The sequence below is a fragment of the Psychroserpens sp. S379A genome (assembly GCF_049800755.1).
Taxonomy (GTDB): domain Bacteria; phylum Bacteroidota; class Bacteroidia; order Flavobacteriales; family Flavobacteriaceae; genus Psychroserpens.
The window spans coordinates 697,157-718,629 of sequence record NZ_JBNAFQ010000002.1; the positions used below are offsets into that span (position 1 = coordinate 697,157).

General features: G+C 32.6%; 16 protein-coding genes. 9 read left to right on the top strand and 7 right to left on the bottom strand.

Annotated features, from left to right (window positions below):
* The first annotated feature begins 68 nt into the window (after positions 1-68).
* The 6 genes from hppD to ACP15M_RS07885 all read left to right on the top strand — a co-directional run bounded on the left by hppD (position 69) and on the right by ACP15M_RS07885 (position 8,798).
* Positions 69-1,229, top strand: a complete 1,161-nt coding sequence (gene hppD, locus ACP15M_RS07860; protein WP_425076641.1) for a 4-hydroxyphenylpyruvate dioxygenase — start codon at positions 69-71, stop codon at positions 1,227-1,229.
* A gap of 238 nt (positions 1,230-1,467) precedes the next feature.
* Entirely contained in the window at positions 1,468-2,247 is a 780-nt protein-coding gene (locus tag ACP15M_RS07865; protein WP_425076642.1) for a DUF3108 domain-containing protein, read from the top strand.
* A gap of 7 nt (positions 2,248-2,254) precedes the next feature.
* Positions 2,255-3,187, top strand: coding sequence for a tryptophan 2,3-dioxygenase family protein (locus tag ACP15M_RS07870; protein ID WP_425076643.1), 933 nt, complete (start codon positions 2,255-2,257; stop codon positions 3,185-3,187).
* 9 nt (positions 3,188-3,196) lie between these two features.
* A complete protein-coding gene (locus tag ACP15M_RS07875) occupies positions 3,197-4,495 on the top strand; it encodes a peptidoglycan DD-metalloendopeptidase family protein (RefSeq protein ID WP_425076644.1) in 1,299 nt (432 codons plus the stop codon).
* Complete coding sequence (gene pgi / locus ACP15M_RS07880) at positions 4,495-6,141, top strand: glucose-6-phosphate isomerase (RefSeq protein WP_425076645.1); 1,647 nt, start codon at positions 4,495-4,497, stop codon at positions 6,139-6,141. Before ACP15M_RS07875 ends, pgi begins: the two co-directional genes overlap by 1 nt.
* Before the next feature lie 110 nt (positions 6,142-6,251).
* Positions 6,252-8,798, top strand: a complete 2,547-nt coding sequence (locus tag ACP15M_RS07885; protein ID WP_425076646.1) for a TonB-dependent receptor domain-containing protein — start codon at positions 6,252-6,254, stop codon at positions 8,796-8,798.
* A 59-nt stretch (positions 8,799-8,857) separates the two neighbouring features.
* On the opposite strand, the gene gldD is transcribed toward ACP15M_RS07885, so the two are convergent.
* From gldD to mutY, 4 genes are all read right to left on the bottom strand, one after another.
* Positions 8,858-9,433, bottom strand: coding sequence for a gliding motility lipoprotein GldD (gene gldD, locus ACP15M_RS07890; RefSeq protein WP_425076647.1), 576 nt, complete (start codon positions 9,431-9,433; stop codon positions 8,858-8,860).
* A 46-nt stretch (positions 9,434-9,479) separates the two neighbouring features.
* On the bottom strand, positions 9,480-10,787 hold the full coding sequence (locus ACP15M_RS07895; RefSeq protein WP_425076648.1) for a gliding motility-associated protein GldE: 1,308 nt from the start codon (positions 10,785-10,787) through the stop codon (positions 9,480-9,482).
* Between the two features lie 18 nt (positions 10,788-10,805).
* The gene (locus tag ACP15M_RS07900; RefSeq protein WP_425076649.1) at positions 10,806-11,237 is read right to left on the bottom strand and encodes a single-stranded DNA-binding protein; all 432 of its coding nucleotides are present in this window, start codon (positions 11,235-11,237) and stop codon (positions 10,806-10,808) included.
* A 78-nt stretch (positions 11,238-11,315) separates the two neighbouring features.
* Positions 11,316-12,362: an A/G-specific adenine glycosylase gene (gene mutY / locus ACP15M_RS07905; RefSeq protein WP_425076650.1), complete on the bottom strand. Its 1,047-nt coding sequence runs from the start codon at positions 12,360-12,362 to the stop codon at positions 11,316-11,318.
* A gap of 134 nt (positions 12,363-12,496) precedes the next feature.
* On the opposite strand from mutY, the gene ACP15M_RS07910 reads away from it, so the two are divergent.
* On the top strand, positions 12,497-12,787 hold the full coding sequence (locus tag ACP15M_RS07910; RefSeq protein ID WP_028870804.1) for an HU family DNA-binding protein: 291 nt from the start codon (positions 12,497-12,499) through the stop codon (positions 12,785-12,787).
* Positions 12,788-13,097: 310 nt separating this feature from the next.
* Positions 13,098-14,639, top strand: a complete 1,542-nt coding sequence (locus ACP15M_RS07915; RefSeq protein ID WP_425076651.1) for an Rne/Rng family ribonuclease — start codon at positions 13,098-13,100, stop codon at positions 14,637-14,639.
* A 110-nt stretch (positions 14,640-14,749) separates the two neighbouring features.
* On the opposite strand, the gene ACP15M_RS07920 is transcribed toward ACP15M_RS07915, so the two are convergent.
* The 3 genes from ACP15M_RS07920 to ACP15M_RS07930 form a co-directional block, all read right to left on the bottom strand.
* On the bottom strand, positions 14,750-15,787 hold the full coding sequence (locus ACP15M_RS07920) for an aldo/keto reductase (RefSeq protein ID WP_425076652.1): 1,038 nt from the start codon (positions 15,785-15,787) through the stop codon (positions 14,750-14,752).
* 334 nt (positions 15,788-16,121) lie between these two features.
* Positions 16,122-17,081: an OmpA family protein gene (locus ACP15M_RS07925; RefSeq protein WP_425076653.1), complete on the bottom strand. Its 960-nt coding sequence runs from the start codon at positions 17,079-17,081 to the stop codon at positions 16,122-16,124.
* Between the two features lie 49 nt (positions 17,082-17,130).
* The gene (locus tag ACP15M_RS07930; RefSeq protein ID WP_425076654.1) at positions 17,131-17,889 is read right to left on the bottom strand and encodes an exodeoxyribonuclease III; all 759 of its coding nucleotides are present in this window, start codon (positions 17,887-17,889) and stop codon (positions 17,131-17,133) included.
* 135 nt (positions 17,890-18,024) lie between these two features.
* Between ACP15M_RS07930 and ACP15M_RS07935 the strand changes: the two genes are divergently transcribed.
* Positions 18,025-21,435, top strand: a complete 3,411-nt coding sequence (locus ACP15M_RS07935; protein ID WP_425076655.1) for a hypothetical protein — start codon at positions 18,025-18,027, stop codon at positions 21,433-21,435.
* Positions 21,436-21,473: the final 38 nt, after the last annotated feature.

Here is a 21,473-nt window from a genome sequence, read left to right on the forward strand (position 1 = left end):
TCAACAAATGCCTTAATCAGGGCTAAAACTATAAACAAAAAATAAACAAACGAATCAACAATAATATCATGGCAAAAGAAGTAAAAAGTGTTAATTACGGATTAGAAAAAATCTTTGATGGAGCTCAAGATTTTTTACCATTACTAGGAACAGATTATGTAGAATTCTATGTAGGAAATGCAAAACAATCGGCACATTTCTATAAAACAGCATTCGGCTTTCAATCTTATGCATATAAAGGTTTAGAAACGGGTTCTAAAGACTCCGTAAGTTATGTACTCAAGCAAGATAAAATCCGCTTGGTGTTAACCACACCTTTAAATAGTAAGTCACCTATTAACGATCATATTGTAAAACATGGTGATGGTGTAAAAGTTGTAGCGCTTTGGGTTGATGATGCTCGTAAATCGTACGAAGAAACCACAAAAAGAGGAGCTAAATCTTATATGGAACCAACGGTCGAAACCGATGAGTATGGAGAAGTTGTTCGTGCTGGTATTTACACCTATGGAGAAACGGTTCACATGTTCGTTGAGCGAAAAAATTACAACGGAACTTTTATGCCTGGTTTTATAGAATGGAAATCAGATTATAACCCAGAACCTGTTGGTTTAAAATATATAGATCACATGGTAGGTAATGTAGGTTGGGGACAAATGAATACTTGGGTAAAATGGTATGAAGATGTTATGGGATTTGTAAACTTCTTATCGTTTGATGATAAGCAAATCCACACCGAATATTCGGCACTCATGAGTAAAGTAATGAGTAATGGTAATGGTCGCATTAAATTTCCAATAAACGAACCAGCTAAAGCAGCAAAAAAATCGCAAATTGAAGAATATTTAGATTTTTATGAAGATTCAGGAGTACAGCATATAGCAGTAGCAACCGATGATATTATAAAAACAGTAGCGCAATTAAAAGCTCGTGGTGTAGAGTTTTTGCCACCTCCACCACAATCCTATTACGATATGATTCCTGAGCGCCTTGGAGTGCATATGGATATGATGAAAGAAGATATCAAAGAACTTCAAAAATTATCAATCCTTGTCGATGCTGATGAAGAAGGTTATCTCCTTCAAATTTTTACAAAACCTGTTGAAGATAGACCAACATTATTCTTCGAAATTATTCAACGCATGGGAGCTCAAGGATTTGGAGCAGGAAACTTTAAAGCCTTGTTCGAGTCTATAGAACGTGAACAAGCAAAACGAGGAACGTTGTAGTGTAAATAAATTATTAGAAAAAAGAGTGTCATTCAGAGCGAAACGAAGTGAAAAATCTCAAAAATAAAGAGTATTCAATCACTAAATTCTTTCTGAATGGCATATAACTCTAACATAACTATAACACGAGTATTTATAATGATTTCGAGTTTTTTTATATTTTTGGAATAGTAATTGTAATTCTCCATAAAGAATACCATGAAGTAATATTAAAATTACGTTCTTAACAATTATAAAAATGAAAAACATACTACTTATTGCTGGATTATTGTTTGGATTGCAATTTTCTTCTCCTCAAGAAGAAACTGCTTTCCAAGAGGGAGAATGGTTTAAGTTTGAAATGAGCTATAGCAATTTCTTAAAAGCTGGAAATGCAACTTTAGAAGTTAAAGAATCAACATTCAACGGGAAACCTGTATTTCATATCGTAGGTAAAGGCTGGACTACAGGAGCAATTAAGTGGTTTTTCAAAGTAAAAGATAGGTATGAGAGTTATATTGATATGGAAACAGGAATGCCTTACAAGTTTATTAGAAAAATAAATGAAGGAGGTCATATTAAAGACATAGAAATTGATTTCAATCACGAAAAACAAGAAGCCTTTGTTGAAGACAAAAAACGAAAAACAAAAAAAACGATAGCTACTGAGCAAGATGTTCAAGACATGGTGTCTGCCTTTTATTATTTAAGAAACAATTACGATACAGAATCTATTAAAGAAGGAGAGATTGTTAAATTAAATATGTTTTTTGATGAAGAAAATTACAATTTCAAATTAAAGTTTTTAGGAAGAGAAACTATAGATACTGAATTTGGAAGAATAAAAACTTTAAAATTTCGTCCTTATGTAATGGCAGGTCGTGTATTTAAAGAACAAGAAAGTTTAACCCTTTGGGTAAGCGCAGACAAAAATAAAATTCCTTTAAAGATTAAAGCAGATTTAGCTGTTGGTTCGCTTCAAGCAAACCTCGAAGCTTTTAAAGGTTTAAAACATTCGTTTCAAATTCAATTTGACTAACTAAAATATGGACGACATTAACAAGTTTGATGATATACTTAAGCAAATACAAGATAAGTATACAAAAATAGACCAAGACACAGACGATCATTTATATGGCTTGCTTTACAGCAAGCCAATTACATATTGGGACTATATTCAAACAGATGCATTGCTGAATCTTCAAATACAACGTACGACACTTCCTGATGAAATGGTATTTATTGCCTACCATCAAATAAATGAGTTGTTGTTTAAAATGATTCTTTGGGAAATTCAACAAGTGGCTGAAAAAGAAGATTTAAGTGCTGAGTTTTTTGAAAATAAATTGATGCGTATTAGTCGTTATTTTGATATGTTGACAACATCATTTAATATCATGCAACATGGTATGGAAGTTGAACAGTATATGAAATTTCGCTATACACTTACACCAGCTAGCGGATTTCAAAGCGCACAATATAGAATGATTGAATTTGCCTCAACTGAGCTAATCAATCTCATCGATTTTAGATTTAGAGCAACCATAGACAGAAATACACCATTCGAGCATGCCTTTGAGCATTTGTATTGGCAAGCCGCAGGAAAAGATTATAAAACTGGTAAGAAATCTACACTCCTTGTAAATTTTGAAAAACGATATAAAGGCGACTTTATTCGATTCATGCAAACCTACAATACTAAAAATTTATGGACACGTTTTAAGGAGCTTCCCGAAGCTGATCAAAAAGATGCCGATTTAGTAAAAGCAATGAGGCATTATGATTACACAGTTAATATCACTTGGGTAATGGCACATTATAACGCTGCAAAGCATTATATTGAAAGTGGTCTTGGTGATGGCGAAGCTACAGGAGGAAGCGATTGGAAAAAATACATGCATCCTAAATATCAAAGACGAATATTTTTTCCTGAACTTTGGAGCGAAGATGAACTAAAAAATTGGGGAGAAAATTTATAGAACTAATTAATGCAACCAAAACAACTATTAATAGCACTTTTTATCTGTATTGGTTTATGGTCTTGTAAAGATGCCGATAAAAAAACAGAAAAAGAAAACTTACAAACCTTTGTCGAACCTGAACCGTTAAAAGAATTTGGTTTTGTTTTAGAAGATTATATTGTTAAAAAAGACACCATAAGAAAAGGCGATAGCTTTGGAGAAATCTTAGAACGTAATCATATAGGTTATCCACGTATATTTAATATTGCCGAAAAAGCAAAAGACAGTTTCGATATTAGAAGATTGCAAGTTGGTAAACCTTATACTTTACTTTGTGCTAACGATTCATTACAAACACCACAGTGTTTTATTTATCAACCTTCATTAGAAGATTATGTGGTTATTAATTTTCAAGATTCTATTCATGCATACACTAGTCGAAAGCCTATTAAATTTGTTGAGAAAGTTGCAACTGGCATAATTCCAAAAGGAAGTGGTATTTCTATGCTTATGGAAGAAAAAGGACTTAGTCCTAGACTTGCATATAAAATGGCTGATGAAATTTATGCTTGGACGATTGACTTTAGAAGACTTCAAGAAGGCGACCGATTTAAAGTGATTTATACTGATAAATATATTGATGATTCAATTTATACAGGTGTTAATGAAATAAAAGCCGTTTATTTTGAACATAATAAGGATGCGTTTTACGCTTTTGAATTTGAAACAGATTCTGTAAAAGGTATCAAAGATTATTTCAACGAAGAAGCAAAAAATCTAAGACGTGCTTTCCTGAAAGCTCCAGTTCAGTTTAGTCGAATTTCATCTCGATACAATCTTAATCGACGTATTAAGTATTATGGCTATAAATTGAGACCTCATAAAGGAACCGACTTTGCCGCTCCAATAGGAACTCCAATTTTAGCAACCGCAAATGGAACTGTAACAGAGTCAACTCGTCGTGGAGGAAATGGTAAGTATGTAAAAATAAGACATAATGCGACTTACAGTACACAATACCTTCATATGAAAGCTCAAAACGTTAAAAAAGGAGATTTTGTAAAGCAAGGCGATGTGATCGGTTGGGTTGGAATGACAGGCAATACTGGTGGACCTCATGTGTGCTATCGTTTTTGGAAAAATGGAAAACAAGTAGATCCATTTAAACAAAAATTACCAGAAGCCGAACCTATTTCAGATAGTTTAAAAGTAAAATACTTAGAATTTATCAAGCCAATAAAAGAACGGTTAGATAACATTCAATTTGAAGACAATGCTATAACGATTCCTTCTGAAGATGATGTGTTAACTTCCAAAATTCAATAATGGCATTAAAAACGATCAATCCAACGAAAACTAAGGCTTGGACTAATTTGCAGGCGCATTTTAAATCTATTGAGAACACACATATAAAAGATTTATTTGCTCAAAATCACAATAGAGCAAATGACTTGACCTTACAATGGGAAGATTTTTTTGTAGATTTTTCAAAGCATCGTATTTCTGAAGAAACACTTGACTTATTAATTGATTTGGCAAATGAAGTCGATTTAAAAGATGCAATAAAGCAGTATTTTGATGGCGAAATTATTAATAAAACGGAAGGTCGCGAAGTACTACATACAGCATTGCGCAACCCAAAATCAGCCGAAGTATTGGTAGATGGAAAAAACGTCATGCCTGAAATTTATGAGGTTAAACATAAAATTGAAGACTTCTCAAATAAAGTTATTAATGGCGAGTTAAAGAGTTATAACTTACAACCATTTACTGATGTAGTAAACATTGGAATTGGAGGTTCAGATCTTGGTCCAGCAATGGTTGTAGATGCTTTGTCGTTTTATAAAAATCATCTTAACATGCATTTTGTAAGTAATGTTGATGGTGATCATGTGAATGAAGTCATTAAAAATCTAAATCCTGAAACCACACTGTTTGCCATAGTTTCTAAAACATTTACAACGCAAGAAACTTTGTCTAATGCTAACACGATTAGAACATGGTTTTTAAAACATGCTCCAACTGAAGCAATATCTAAACATTTTGTTGCAGTATCTACCAATATTGAAAAAGTAAAAGCTTTCGGTATTGATGAAGCTAATATTTTCCCGATGTGGAATTGGGTTGGCGGACGATTTTCACTTTGGAGTGCTGTAGGTTTGTCAATTAGTTTAGCTATTGGTTTTGATAATTTTGAAAAATTACTTTTAGGTGCTCATAAAATGGATGAGCATTTTAAAACCGAAGATTTTAATAAAAATATTCCAGTTATTTCTGCGCTTTTGAGCGTTTGGTACAATAACTTTTTTAATGCCGAAAGTGAAGCAGTAATACCATATTCGCAATACTTAAATCAGTTTGCTACCTATCTTCAACAAGGGATTATGGAAAGTAATGGAAAAAGTATTGATAGAAACGGAAATAAAATAAACTACCAAACAGGAACCATTATTTGGGGCGAACCAGGAACCAATTCGCAACATGCTTTTTTTCAACTCATTCATCAAGGCACAAAATTAATTCCTGCTGAATTTATTGGTTTCGCACAATCCCTTCATAAAAATCAAGATCATCAAGATAAGTTGATGTCTAATTTCTTTGCTCAAACCGAAGCTTTAATGAATGGTAAATCTGAAGCCGAAGTTGTTCAAGAATTAAAATTGCAAGGCCTTTCCGAAGAGAAAATAAAAGAGTTAATACCTTTTAAAGTATTTGAAGGCAACAAGCCAACGACAACAATTTTAATTGATAAACTTACTCCAGAAAGTTTAGGAAAGCTAATTGCCATGTATGAGCACAAGATTTTTGTGCAAGGCATTATTTGGAATATTTTTAGCTACGATCAGTTTGGTGTCGAATTAGGGAAACAATTAGCAAACACCATTTTAACGGAGTTGAATGAAGCTAATATTTCTAATTCGCATGATGCCTCAACTCAGCAATTATTGAAACATTATAAAACAGTTAAATAAGTGTTTAAAAACATAGAGAAACACAACTCTATATTTTCAATTCATTAACATTACGGTAAACTTTTTGTCATTATATCGAAGTTAATTTGCAAAAATTAAATTCGATAACGATGAAAAAAATTACTCAGATTTTATGTTTTGTGGCATTATGCATAACTACAACTGTAATGGCGCAAACAACTCTTAAAGGTGTTGTAGTAGCTGATGGTCTTCCCTTGCCAGGAGCTAACATCGTAGAAAAGGGAACTTCAAATGGATCCAGTACTGATTTTGATGGGAATTTCACTTTACAAGCAACAGTTAAAAGTGGGACTATAGTCATTTCTTATGTTGGATTCACAAGTATTACCTTAAACTTTGATGGTTCAAAAGACTTTGGGACTTTAACACTGGAAGCTGATAATGCATTAGACGAAATTGTAATTGTTGGCTCTGGCGTAATAGATTTAGCAGAAGATAGAAAAACACCAGTTGCAGTTTCGACAATAAGAAGAGGAGAAATTCAAGAAAAAGCTGGAAACTGGGATTTACCTGAGGTTTTAAAATCTACTCCTTCAGTTCAGAATATAAAATCTGGTGGATTTGGAGATGGTCAAATGTTTTTACGTGGTTTTGATCAAACTAACACCGCATTTTTACTAAATGGTCAACCTATCAACGGAATGGAAGATGGAAAAATGTATTGGTCAAATTGGTCTGGAGTATTAGATGTTGCTAATGCTATTCAAGTTCAACGTGGTTTAGGGTCATCTAAGTTAGCTATTTCTTCTGTAGGTGGTACAGTAAATATTGTTACTAAAACCATCGATAACAAAAGAGGAGGTTTCTTTCAACAAATGATTGCTAATGATGATTACACAAAAACTTCAGCTTATTATTCTACAGGAAAGAATGAAAAAGGTTGGTCTTTCTCAGCGATGTTAGGGCATTGGCAAGGTGATGGTTATGTTAATTATACACATGGACAAGGACAAACCTATTTTTTATCAGTTGGATACCAACCAAACGAATCACACACCTTTAACTTTTTGTTGACGGGAGCGCCTCAATGGCATGCCGCTGCAGGAAGTGGTACAATTAAAGACTTTTTAGAGAATGGTAGAAAATACAACAGCTGGAACCAAGGTAATGTGAATAGTTCAAACACTTTAGACGGACCAAGAGGTAAGCGTTACCCTGGAGGTCGTAACATCTACCATAAACCAGTAGCAAACTTGTCTTGGGATTGGAACATTAATGAAAAATCATCTTTGTCATCTGTATTGTATGGATCTATTGGTCGTGGAGCTTTTGCTTCTGAAAGAATTGATAGTGATGGTAATGGTTATGTAAGAGGATCATATAACAACCACAATTGGTTTGGTTTAGTTTCTAATTATAATAATGAGCTTTCAGAAACTTTAAATTTAAATGTTGGAGCAGATATTCGTACCTATAACGGAATCCACTTTAGAGGTGTAAATGAATTTGTGGGTTCTACAACTTCTGTAGAAGTGACAAGTGGTTATTCAGGAACGTATAGAATTACAGACTCTTTTGGAGGTATTAACCCGTGGAATATGGTTTTTAACCCAAACACAGATCACGATCAACGGATGGATAGAGACTATGAAGAGGTTATTACTTATTATGGAATGTTTGGCCAATTAGAATATTCTAAAAATAAGGTTTCGGCATTCTTTCAAGGTGCCTTATCTAATCAAGATCATCAACGAGAAGAGTTCTTTTTTACTGAAGAAGAAGGTGTGTCTGAAAAGTCTAAAAAAGTATCTAATATTGGTTACAATTTAAAGGCAGGTGCAGCTTATGCAATAAATGACAGTCATAAGGTTTTTGTGAATGCAGGGTTTTATTCGCGTCAACCATTTCATGATGATTTGTTTGTGAATACTAGGAACTCGAACGATTTGATTAATCCAGAAGTAGAGAACCAAACTATTACTGGTTTTGAAGCTGGATATCAATTTGCTGGTAGTAAAGTTTCTGCAAACATAAACTTATATCATACTATTTGGGATAAGAGAACACTATTAAGTGATAATGGTGAAGAACAAGAGTCTCCAGATTACGAAGGATACCAAACTCAAGGAGTTAAACAAGTACACCAAGGTATCGAATTAGAAGTGTTTACCAGACCATTTGAAAATTTAAAGGTTAATGGATATGTTGCTTTAGGGCAGTGGGAATTTGCAGATAAAGCAACTCAAAGAACTTTTGATGGTGACGGAAACGAAATAGGAAGTTCTACGGAATTAGATATTGACGGATTTAAAGTTGGTGGAGCAGCTCAAGTAACAGCAGGTGCTAATTTTATCTATGAGTTTTTACCAAGATTTAGTGTTGATGGAACCTGGAATTGGTATAACGATTTTTACTCTACGGGTTCTTTAGCAGTAGACCCAATTGCTCTTCCGTCATACGACACAGTTGATGCAGGACTCAGCTATAAAATGCTTTTAGGAAAAGATAAAAGCAAATCATTGCAATTTAGAGTGAATGTAAACAATGTATTTGATGAGGTGTATTTAGAATCTGTTTCGGGTAATACACCAATGTCTGCTAATCCAGAAGAAAATTACAAAGGCGTAAATACTAGTAACAATGGTCGTTTTGGCTATGGTAGAACTTGGAACGTAAGTTTAAGATATAATTTTTAAGTTTATTTGAGTTAGTTAAGTTGATTTGAAAAGCCTTCCTTAATATTAGGAAGGTTTTTTTATTCTTTCCACTCAATAGTTTCCATAATATGCTTGATGTCATTTTTTAGATATACAGCTGCAGGATAAATAGAATCGTAGTTAGGTTTGGCATAAAAATATAATGAACCCACTAAAAAGTGGTTGATACTATCTGTAACATAAAACTGAGATTGCGAAGCAGCATTTCCTCCAACTTCATAAAACATTCCAAAAACTTTTTTCTTTGGGTTTTCATAAATGTCACCTTCTATCTCATCGGCTTTCATGGTGTGCTTTTGTGTTAGATTTTGAGCGTCTCGCAGTAAGTTTGTTAGATTATTCTCTTTTACTTTTTTATACGTGAGATATACAGTTCCTTTTAGTTTCGGATACTCGATGTCTACTGCATAAATGTTATTAACACCATCAAGTTTTATTTTTGTAATAGGATCTGCTAATTCATTTTTTTCAAATGTAAATGGAAGTCTAATATCTACACCTTTATATTTTGGTTCAGGATAATCTAATCTTAGCATGGCTTTTGGCTTCGGAATAGGATCGCTTCCGCAAGCTACACACGATAAAATAATACATAATAAAAGTAATCTCTTCATAAGTTGATTTGATAGATATAACTAAACGAATTTAAACGCTATTTTATTAGTCTAAGATGGTAAATTTAATGTCTTTGATGCGTTTTCTTTCAATACCTTCTATAGTAAAAACGTAATTTTTAAAATTTATTTTACTTCTCAATCTAGGAAATATTCCAGAAATTTCTAATACAAATCCAGCAATCGTTTCGGCTTCACCTTTATGGTTTTCAAAAACCGATTCGTCTTCAATATTTATAATTTTATAAAAATCTTTTAACGTTGTTTTACCTTCAAACGTAAAATTTTTATCATCTATTTTAGTGTAAATGACATCGTCATCATCAAACTCGTCACTAATATCACCTACAATTTCTTCGATAACATCTTCTAAAGACACCAATCCTGAAGTGCCTCCATATTCATCAACAACAACAGCTAAATGCACTTTTTTATCTTGAAACTCGACCATTAAGTCATCTAATTTCTTGTTTTCTGGTACAAAAAATGGCTCACGAAGTAAAGTGGTCCATTCAAATTGTTTACGATCAATATGTGGCAACAAATCTTTTACATATAATATACCAGTTACTGTATCGATATTATCTTTATATACAGGAATTCTTGAATAGCCATTTTTGGTAATTTCTTCAATAACTTCACTAAATTTTTGATCTTCATGAAGCGCAAAAATATCCATTCTAGGTCGCATAACTTGTTTTGTGTCTGTGTTTCCAAAAGACACAATACCTTGAAGAATTTTATGCTCTTCAATAGTAGTGTCACTATTAGAAGTTAATTCTAAAGCTTGAGACAATTGATCGACGCTTATATTAGATTTTTGTTTTCCTAAACGATTATGAATAGCCAACGTCACAAATCGCATAGGCATGCTAATAGGTGAGAAAATAACATCAAGTACCTTTAGAGGTAAAGCCATAAACATTGAAAACTTAACACGATTTCGGCTGGCATAAATCTTTGGAATGATCTCACCAAACAATAAAATTAAGAAGGTAATTACAACGACTTCAAGTAGAAAACGCATCCAAGCTACTTCTATAGAATGAAATAAGTGCTCACCTAAATAAGCAAACAAAATAACAATGCCAATATTGATAAAGTTATTGGCAACTAAAATGGTTGCTAATAATTTTTTAGGACGCTCTAAAAGTTTTGATATGATTGAAAATGCTTTGGGCTGTTCCTCTAAACCTGTGTCAATATCAGATTTAGTTAACGAAAACAAAGCCACTTCAACACCAGAAATAAGTGCAGAACAAAACAATAAAATGATAAGTAAGATTAATCCAGAAACTAAGGCTGAATGACCAGATAAAATTAAAAGTATAAAACTCGAGGGTTCAGGATCCAAAATAAATAATTTTAATGTTTAAAATGGTAAATCATCATTGTCTTCAGCAATAGGTTGCGAAGTTGTATTAGACGTTTGCTGATTAGCATTTGATTGTCCAGCAGAAGCTTCATTTTTATTCGTTAAAAATGTAAAATCAGTACACTGTATTTCGGTAGAGTAACGATCGTTTCCTTTATCGTCTTGCCATTTTCTAGTTTTTAGTCGGCCTTCAATATAGACTTTATCACCTTTAGAAAGGTACTTTTCGCAAATTTCTGCAGCTTTGTTTCTTACAACAATATTATGCCACTCTGTGTTGGTAACACGCTCGTTTGTTTGTTTGTTGGTGTAGGTTTCATTAGTGGCTAAAGGAAATCGTCCAACACAATTTCCGCCATCAAAATAATGCATTTTCACTTCATCTCCTAAGTGCCCAATTAGCATCACTTTATTTAATGTTCCAGACATAGTTATTTGTAGTTTAATATTACAAAATTAAACAATTTGTAATGTTAGTATTAAAAGTATGAAAAATTTGTGAGTTCTTTAAATAAGGAAATTAAATTCATCAATAAAATTTCCAATCACAATTGGAGTAGGAAAGGTTTTTATTTCTGAAATAGGAATGCCTTGTTTTGGAAGTTTGTCAACCTCAATAATCCAGAACTTAGTATATAAATGCTGGTGCGAAAGTTTGTGAACAATCGCTTTGGTGTTGTATAAACTATAATCAAACTTGATATTCTTAAAGTAAGAATCAATTTTAGAATGTGTTTTGAAACCATCAGTAACTAATTCTTGGTCAGTTTCAATTAAAGGAAATTGATATAAGTTTTGCCAGATACCTTTTGAATGTCGTTTTTCGAAAATGGTGTACTTCTCTGAAGAGATAAGAACTAAAAAATTGAAATGTTTCTTAGTAACTTTAGTGTTCTTCAGTTTAACAGGAAGCAAATCAATCTTATTTTTTTGAAGCGCAACACAACTATCTTTTAAAGGACATTCAGTACAGTTTGGGTTTTTAGGTTTGCATTGTATTGCGCCAAATTCCATTAAGGCTTGATTATAATCACCAGGATTTTGACTGTCTATTAGTGAAGATGCTAGCGTTTTAAACGCTTTAATGCCTTGAGTAGAATTTATAGCAGTCTCAATTCCAAAGTAACGTGATAATACGCGATACACATTTCCATCTACAACAGCAGTAGGTTCGTTAAAACATATTGAAGCAATAGCACTTGCAGTATAATCACCAACACCTTTTAGTTTTAAGAGATCTGAATATGTTGAAGGAAAAACACCATTTAGTTCACTTGCAACATATTTTGCAGAAGCATGTAAATTTCGTGCTCTTGAGTAGTAACCAAGTCCTTGCCACAGCTTTAAAACCTCTTGCTCTGAAGCATTTGCAAGGTCAAAAACTGTTGGAAATTTGATAACAAAAGCATTATAATAAGGTAATCCTTGTTTAATTTGAGTTTGCTGCATGATAATTTCCGACAACCAAATATGATATGGGTTTTTGGTGCTTCTCCAAGGAAGAACTCGCTTATTTATTGAATACCAATTAGTTAAAACTTTCTTAAATTCCATAGAATTTATTTAATTAAGGCAAAAATAAATCTTTACAAGGTTAAATTTTAATTAATTACGCTTGAAATATTGAAATTAAATTACCTATATTTGCATCCCTTATAATTAATAGATAACCCTAAAAATTAATAACAATGACAAAAGCTGATATAGTAGCTAAAATTTCTGATAAATTAGGAATTGAGAAAGGAGATGTTCAAGCAACGGTTGAAACATTTATGGAAGAAGTAAAATCTTCATTAGAAGGAGGAGATAACGTGTACCTTAGAGGTTTTGGAAGTTTTATTGTAAAGACTAGAGCTGAAAAAACTGGACGTAACATTTCAAAAAATACAACAATAAAAATACCTGCACATAATATTCCTGCATTTAAACCTGCAAAAGTATTTGTTGAAGGTGTTAAGACCAATGTTGAGGTCAACTAAAACATTAAAAGAAATATTAATTTAAAAAGACTTATTTATGCCAAGTGGTAAAAAAAGAAAAAGACACAAGGTAGCGACGCATAAGCGTAAAAAACGTAGACGCGCTAATCGTCACAAAAAGAAATAAATTGAGAAAGTAGTTTTTTAACTACTTTCTCGGTTTTTAAAAACAACGTTCTTTGATATAAAATTCATGAGTTTTTATTACGTTTTACCTTCGTAATGCATGAATTTACTGGATTTAAACATCCTGTGTCAAAATAAAATCCATCTGTTTCGAAATGAATCGAGATAGATTAAAATTAACAACATGGAAAAAGAATTGATTATAAGATCGAGTTCTGATATTGTTGATTTTGCCTTATTAAAAGATGGAAAACTTATCGAGTTACACAAAGATGAAGATGATAACAACTTTTCGGTTGGTGATATATTTATTGCCAAAATACGAAAAGCAGTTCCAGGCTTAAATGCTGCATTTGTTAATGTAGGTTATGAAAAAGATGCGTTTTTGCATTATCATGATTTAGGACCAAAATTACCTTCACTTTTAAAATTCGTTAAACGTGTAAGCGCAGGTAGACATACCGATTTTTTACTGAAAAATTTTCAGTTTGAGAAAGATATTGATAAAAACGGAAGCATTGCTAACGTGTTAAAATCAAATCAATCTCTATTAGTACAAATTGTAAAAGAACCCATTTCAACCAAAGGACCTCGTATTAGTAGCGAGTTATCTATTGCTGGTCGTTATATTGTTTTAGTGCCATTTTCTGATCGTATTTCAATCTCTCAAAAGATTGGATCTAAAGAAGAAAAAGAACGTTTAAAACGTTTGGTAAGAAGCATAACACCTAAAGGGTTTGGTGTTATAATTCGTACAGTTGCAGAAGGCAAAAAAGTTGCCGAACTCGACAAAGATTTACAGAATTTGCTGAATAGATGGACAGCAATGTGTAAAAAAATAAATAAAGCACATCATCCTAGTAAGGTGTTGAGTGAAATGAACAAAGCCTCTTCAATATTAAGAGATATTTTTGATGATTCATTCACAAGTATTACAGTAGATGACGAAGTGCTTTATGAACAGATTAAAGATTATGTGCAAGAAATTGCACCTGCTAAAGAATCAATAGTAAAGTTGTATAAAAATGGCGTGCCAATCTATGAAAAGTTTGGTATTGAGCGTCAAATAAAAACATCTTTCGGTCGTACAGTCTCTATGGCAAAAGGAGCCTATTTGGTAATAGAACATACCGAAGCGATGCATGTAGTTGATGTTAATAGTGGTAATCGATCTAACAAAGAAAAAAATCAAGAAGACACTGCTTTAGAAGTCAATTTAATTTCTGCTTCAGAAATTGCTCGTCAGTTACGTTTACGTGATATGGGAGGAATTATTGTCGTCGATTTTATTGATATGGGAAAAGCAGAGAATCGAAAAAAATTGTATAATCATCTTCGTGACGAAATGAATGATGATAAGGCAAAGCATAAAATTTTGCCACCAAGTAAATTTGGTTTGGTACAAATTACCAGACAACGTGTTCGCCCAGAACGCAATATTAAAACCAAAGAAGAGAATCCTAATGGTGGAGGTAATGAGATTGAAGCACCAATTAAAGTGGTTCAAAAAATTACCCAAGACCTCGAAAGACTTTTCAAAAAAGACTATAAAAAGATTACCTTAAATGCACATCCTTTTATAGCAGCCTTTTTAACCAAAGGGTTTCCATCAGTACGTTCTAAATGGTTTTTAGAACACAAAAAATGGGTAAAAGTTTTACCTAGAGATGCTTACACATATCTTGAATATCATTTTTTTGACAAAAATGGTAAGGAAATCAAATAATATCTAAAACCCCTTTTTCGTAGTAACGGAAAGGGGTTTTTGTTTATTAATGGTTTATCTACTATAGATTCCTCCACTTCAGTCGGAATGACATAATATTATAAGTTTGATTAAGGTGCAGGATTAGGCAATTCTGCATGTACAGCATTAATGGCTGTCATTATTTCATCACTTAGATTAATATTAATGCTATCAATATTTTCTTCTAATTGCTCTAAAGAGGTTGCTCCAATAATATTACTTGTTATAAACGGTCTTTCGGTTACGAAGGCTAACGACATTTGTGCTAAGGTCATGTTGTGATCTTCGGCAATTTGTAGGTAACGTTTCGTCGCTTCAGTAGCTTTGTTACCACTATATCTTGCAAATCTTGGAAACAATTTTAGTCTCGCATTATCTGCTTCGATACCTTTTATATATTTTCCAGACAATACACCAAATGCCATTGGAGAATAAGCTAATAAGCCAATATCTTCACGCAAAGAAATTTCAGCCATATCACCTTCAAATACTCTATTTAATAAGGAATATGCATTTTGAATGGTGATCATTCGAGGTAAATTGTTAGTTTTAGATTCTTCTAAATAACGCATCGTTCCCCAAGCTTTTTCATTTGAAATACCTACTTGACGAATTTTTCCAGATTTAATAATCTCATCTAAATTATGGAGAATTTCATTAAAGTTATCTGTCCATCTGTCGTTTGGATTGTGTGTATAATCTCTAACACCAAAGGTATTGGTTTGTCGTTCTGGCCAATGCAATTGGTATAAATCAATATAATCGGTTTTAAGTCGCTTTAAACTGTTATCTACAGCTTCATTTAGAGCTTCTTTACTAAAACCGTTGGTTCTAATATGAGCAGTATAATCACCTGGTCCAGCAATTTTGGTTGCTAAAACGATTTGATCTCGTTTACCTGTTTTTTCAAACCAGTTGCCAATAATACGTTCGGTTTCAGCATAAGTTTCGGCAGTTGCAGGAACAGGATAAAGTTCGGCAACATCAAAAAAATTGATGCCTTTATCTACAGCCAAGTCCATTTGAGCAAAACCTTCGTCTTGTGTGTTTTGGTTTCCCCAAGTCATAGTGCCTAGGCATATTTTGCTAACTTTTATATCAGTTTTTGGTAGTGTTGTATATCTCATAATATTTCCTGCGAAGGCAGGAATCTTTTTAATTGAACATAATTTTATAATTGAAAAGACACTTTTAAAAGCTTTGCTTTGGTACTTTCAATGAAAATATATTTTCATTTCAGTAATGCTCAGTGCGACATTTACCTTAATCAAATATTGATTGTAAATATAAGAAGACCTTACAGTTTATAGAAACCTGTAAGGTCTAAATCTATGTTAAGTTTTATAATTAGTCGGAGATTCTTCGCTATGCTCAGAATGACAAAAAAAGATAATGTTGTCATTTAGAAAGAGGCACGATTGAAGAGTCTATAATTATGATACAGGTTATAAAGATTATTTATTATATGTCATTCAATAGCTTGGAAATCTCATCTAGTTTTGGAGTCAGTATCACTTCAATACGACGGTTTTGAGCTTTGCCTTCAGCAGAATCATTACTTGCAACAGGCGCAAATTCTCCTCGACCTGCTGCTGTTAAATTTTCTGGATTAATCGCTTCGTTTTCTCTCAAAATGCTAACAATTGCAGTGGCACGTTTTGCCGACAAATCCCAGTTGCCATTCAATTGTGTATTGCCTTTGTATGGCACATTATCTGTATGACCTTCAATTAAAATGGCAATGTCTGGATTTTCAGCTAAGACTTCACCTAATTGTTTTACGGCTTGTTTTCCTTGCGAACCAACAGCCCAACTTCCAGATTGGAATAACAACTTATTTTCCATAGAAATATATACTTTTCCATCGCGTTGTTCTACAGTTAAGCCTTTACCTTCAAAATCGGTTAATGCTCTAGAAATAGCATCTTTAAGTTTGGTCATAGCAGCATCTTTAGATGCAATCATGGTTTCAAGTTCTGCAACACGTTGAGAACGTGCTTCTAGTTCTTGCTTCAATTTTTCTAGTCTTGCGTTTTCGGCTGAAAGCGCTTGTTCTTTGGCTTCAAGTTGAGCTAATAACTCACGATTTTTCTTAGAATTTTCGGCAATTGCAGCAGAGCTATTTTTTTCTAAAGCAGTATATGAAGCATTTAAATTATCAAGGTTAGCTTTTGTTGCATCATAATCGGTTTGCAATTTGTTGCGTTGCGCTAATGTGGTTTCATAATCGTTTTGAAGATTTTCTAAATCAATTTCAGCGCTATTTAAAGCAGCTTGAAGATTTTGATAGTCATCAGACAGCTTTCGGTTTTCTTTTTTTAATTCGGCATATTTATCTTCTAAATCTTCATATATTTTTTTCGAAACACATGAGCTTGTTAGTATTAAAGTTAATGCTATTAAAGACAATTTTTTAAACATAGGTTTAATTGTTTATTGGGTTTGTTGTTGATTTATTTTCGATTAATAATTAGTCTATTTCTACTAGAATCGGACAATGATCACTATGCACTGCTTCCGTTAGGATAACGCTTCGTTTTATGTTTTCTTGTAAAGGTTTGCTAACCATCGCATAATCTAATCGCCAACCTTTATTGTTTGCTCTAGCATTGGCTCTGTAACTCCACCAGCTAAATTCTTGTTTTTCAGGATGGAGATAACGATACGAATCTATAAATCCACTATTGATAAAGTTTCCTAGCCATTCACGTTCTTCAGGTAAAAACCCAGAAACACCTTTCATTTTTGGATTGTGAATATCAATGGCTTCATGACAAATGTTATAATCACCTAAAACAACCAAGTTTGGTAATTTTTTTCGAAGATCATTCAAATAGTCGTGAATCATATCCATGTATTCAAATTTATGTGCTAATCTAGCATCATTGGTTCCAGAGGGTAAATACATACTCATCACAGATAAACCATCAAAATCAACTCTTAAATTACGACCTTCAAAATCCATAGATTCTATACCTGTTCCGTATTCAATATGATTGGGTTTCATTTTACTCAAAATAGCAACTCCACTATAACCTTTTTTTTGAGCGCTAAACCAATAATTGTATTTGTAGCCAGCATTTTCTATGGCTTCAATATCTACTTGTTCTTTCATGGCTTTAATTTCTTGTAGGCAAATTACATCTGGACTTGCACTGGTTAGCCAATCGATAAAACCTTTATTCATGGCAGCTCGAATACCATTTACATTATAAGAAACTATTTTCATATTATAAATCTATTAGATGTTTTTTGTTAAATGTTGATTATCGGTCTAAATTAAATAATACTGTACTTTTACACTATTATTTTAAGGAGGTTTTAACCATAAAATATTTTTCGGCTTTAGAAGTTTATATACTTGATGAAAATTGCTATTTCTTTTATCTGTTTTATGATGTGTTGTTCTGCTTTTGCGCAAGAGCCAAGCTCTAATTACAGAACCAAAAAAGTAGCAGTAAGAGATTCTATAAAAATTGATACAGTTAGCATCAATACCAATAGTTTCATTTTAAGACGAAAAGATAATACCATAATTGACTCAACATATTATAATGTCGATTTCTCAAAAGCGCTATTAACCTTCAAAAAATCGATAGACACAGATTCTATTGTTATTGATTATTTAAGATATCCAGATTTTATAACTAAAACATATTTTCAATTAGATGAACGTATTATTGTTGAAAATACAGATAATTTGCAACGCTTATACAAGCTCAACCAATCTAATGTAAAACGTTCGTTTTTACCGTTTGATGGACTGAGTACTTCTGGTAGTATTTCTAGAGGTGTCACGATAGGAAGTAATCAAAATTCAGTTTTAAATAGTGAGTTAGATTTGCAAATCTCAGGAAAGCTGAGTGATAAAGTGTCGCTTAGAGCATCGATTCAAGATGCTAATATTCCTTTACAAGAGAGTGGTTATTCGCAACGATTAGATGAATTCGATCAGGTTTTTATTGAACTGTTTAGTGATTCTTGGAGCATAAGAGCAGGTGATATCGATTTGGTAAATGATGAGAGCTATTTTGCAGCTTTTACCAAACGTGTTCAAGGTTTATTAGTAAATGTAGATTTTGATAAAGAGGAATCTGATACCAATTTATTTGCTGCTGGAGCACTTGTAAGAGGGCAGTTTACGAGCAGTCAGTTTACAGCTCAAGAAGGCAATCAAGGACCATATAAACTGAGCGGACCAAATAGTGAATTGTTTGTGCTTATTGTCTCTGGAAGTGAAACCGTTTATGTGAATGGAATTGCCATTGAACGTGGCGAAAACAAAGATTATATTATCGATTATAATGCTGGTGAAATCATTTTCAATTCTTCATTTCCTATCACTTCTGAAATGCGAATTACTGTCGATTATCAGTTTAGTGAACGAAATTTTTCTCGTTTTACAGTGTTTGGAGGAGGCAATTATGAAACTGAAAAATTAAAACTCGGTGTTTCTGTGTATTCTGAATCTGATTCAAAAAATCAACCCTTACAGCAAAATTTGTCTTCAGAACAGGTAGAAATTCTTTCTCAAGCTGGTGATGACCAAAACCTAATGGTAGCACCTTCTGATGTTGAAGAATCTTTTGATGAAAATCGTATTTTATATAAAAAGGAGATTGTTGGAGGAGAAGAAATTTTCGTGTTTTCAAACAATCCGGAAGATGAATTGTATAGTGTTCGTTTCACATTGGTAGGTGAAGGTCAAGGAAATTATGTGTTGATAAATAGTAATGCCATAGAAAACATCTATGAATATGTCGAACCAGATAATGGTGTTCCACAAGGAAGTTACAAGCCTATTGTGCAATTGATTGCTCCTGTAAAATTGCAAGTTGCTGTTGTAAATGGAAGCTATAAACCTTCAGAAAAAACAGATATTTTATTTGAGTTGGCTGGTAGCAGAAACGATTTGAATTTGTTTTCTGATATTGATGATAGCGATAATGATGGTTTTGCTGGTAAATTAACTGTAAAACAGCAAATTATTAAAACAGATAGTTTATGGAATTTGAATGCTTTTGGTGATGCAGATATCATTCAGAAAGATTTTAGAACCATTGAACGTTTGTATAGACCTGAATTTAATCGTGATTGGAATTTAGAGAATCCCTTAGGAAATCAGAGTTTACTTTCTTCAGGATTAGAATTAGTTCATCCCAAAAAAGGAACAGCAAATTATAAATTTGAACACTTAAACTACTCTGAAAATTTTAATGGTAATCGTCATAATTTGATGGCTAATTTGCGGTTGAAACAATTCAATGTTTATTCAGAATCAAGTTATTTAAGTAATAAAAGTAGTAACTCGCAATCTACATTTTTACGTTCCTTTAACCGAATTGTATATAATTTTGGAACTCAATGGGTAGGAACAAAATTAGCGATGGAAGATAATGAGCAACGTTTAAGGTCTAATGATTCACTCACAAATTTAAGTCAGCGTTTTACGTCTTACGAAGTGTTTACAGGTATTGGAGATAGTACAAACGTATTTGTTGAAATAGGTTTTAAACAACGAGTTAATGATAGTTTAAGGCTAAATCGTATTGAAAAAGTAAATTCATCAAACACCTATTATTTAAAGTCTAGAATTATAAAAAACAAGCATACAGATTTAGCCCTTTTTGCAAATTACAGACGATTAAAGCAAGTGGATTCAAACTTAGAAGATGACCAATCGTTAAACTCTAGATTAAGCTTCAATCAAAAATTATTTAATAATATGGTGATTTGGAATACAGTTTTTGAAACCAATTCTGGAACATTGCCACGACAAGATTTTACTTATGTAGAAGTCGAACCAGGACAAGGTGCTTACACTTGGGTTGACTATAATACTAATGGTATACAAGAATTAGACGAATTTGAATTGGCACAATTTGCAGACGAAGGCAGTTTTATTCGTGTGTTATTACCTAATCAAGTTTTTGTGAGAACTCATCAAAATAGATTGAGTCAAACGTTAACTATCAATCCGCAGCAATGGTCAACTTCAGATCAAAAGTCTAAAAAGTTTTGGTCTCATTTTTACAATCAGACGTCTTATTTAATTGATAGAAAAGATGAACGACAAGGCAATACTTTTGATTTGAATCCATTTTCTAAAGACGACGACAATCAATTAGCGCTTAACAAAAGTGTGAGAAATGTCTTGTTCTTTAACAGAGGGAAACAGCATTATACCACGTCGTATACATTTTTAAACAATACCAATCGCTCTGTTTTGTCTGTAGGATTTCAAGAAAACAAATTGCAGAGTCATCAACTTCAGTTCAATCATAAGTTTGCAAAAAGTTGGTTGATAAATTTTGAATCAAGTTTTGAAATTCATGAGAGTATCAATGAAAATTTTGTGTCTAGAAATTATGAGTTAGATCAAATTCGTATGGAGCCTAAACTGTCTTATATTTTTAATGAAAATGCGCGTTTTGATGTATTTTATCAATACACAACTAAAGATAATACAATAGGTGATAAAGAAGGTTTGCTTCAGAATAATTTTGGATTATCATTTACCTATAACAACGGACAAAAAATAGCTCTAACAGGTGAAGTTAATTATTTTAAAAATGAATATGATGGCAATCTAAATACACCTGTAGCCTATCAAATTTTAGAAGGTTTACAACCTGGAAACAATTTTACATGGAGTTTGTTAGCACAGAAGAAACTGACCAAGTTTTTAGATTTGAATTTGAATTACTTCGGAAGAAAAACCGAAACCAGTAAAACCATTCACACAGGAACGATTCAATTAAAGGCGTATTTTTAAAAATAGGTTGTTTGAACTACCATTAATTCATGCCTGTC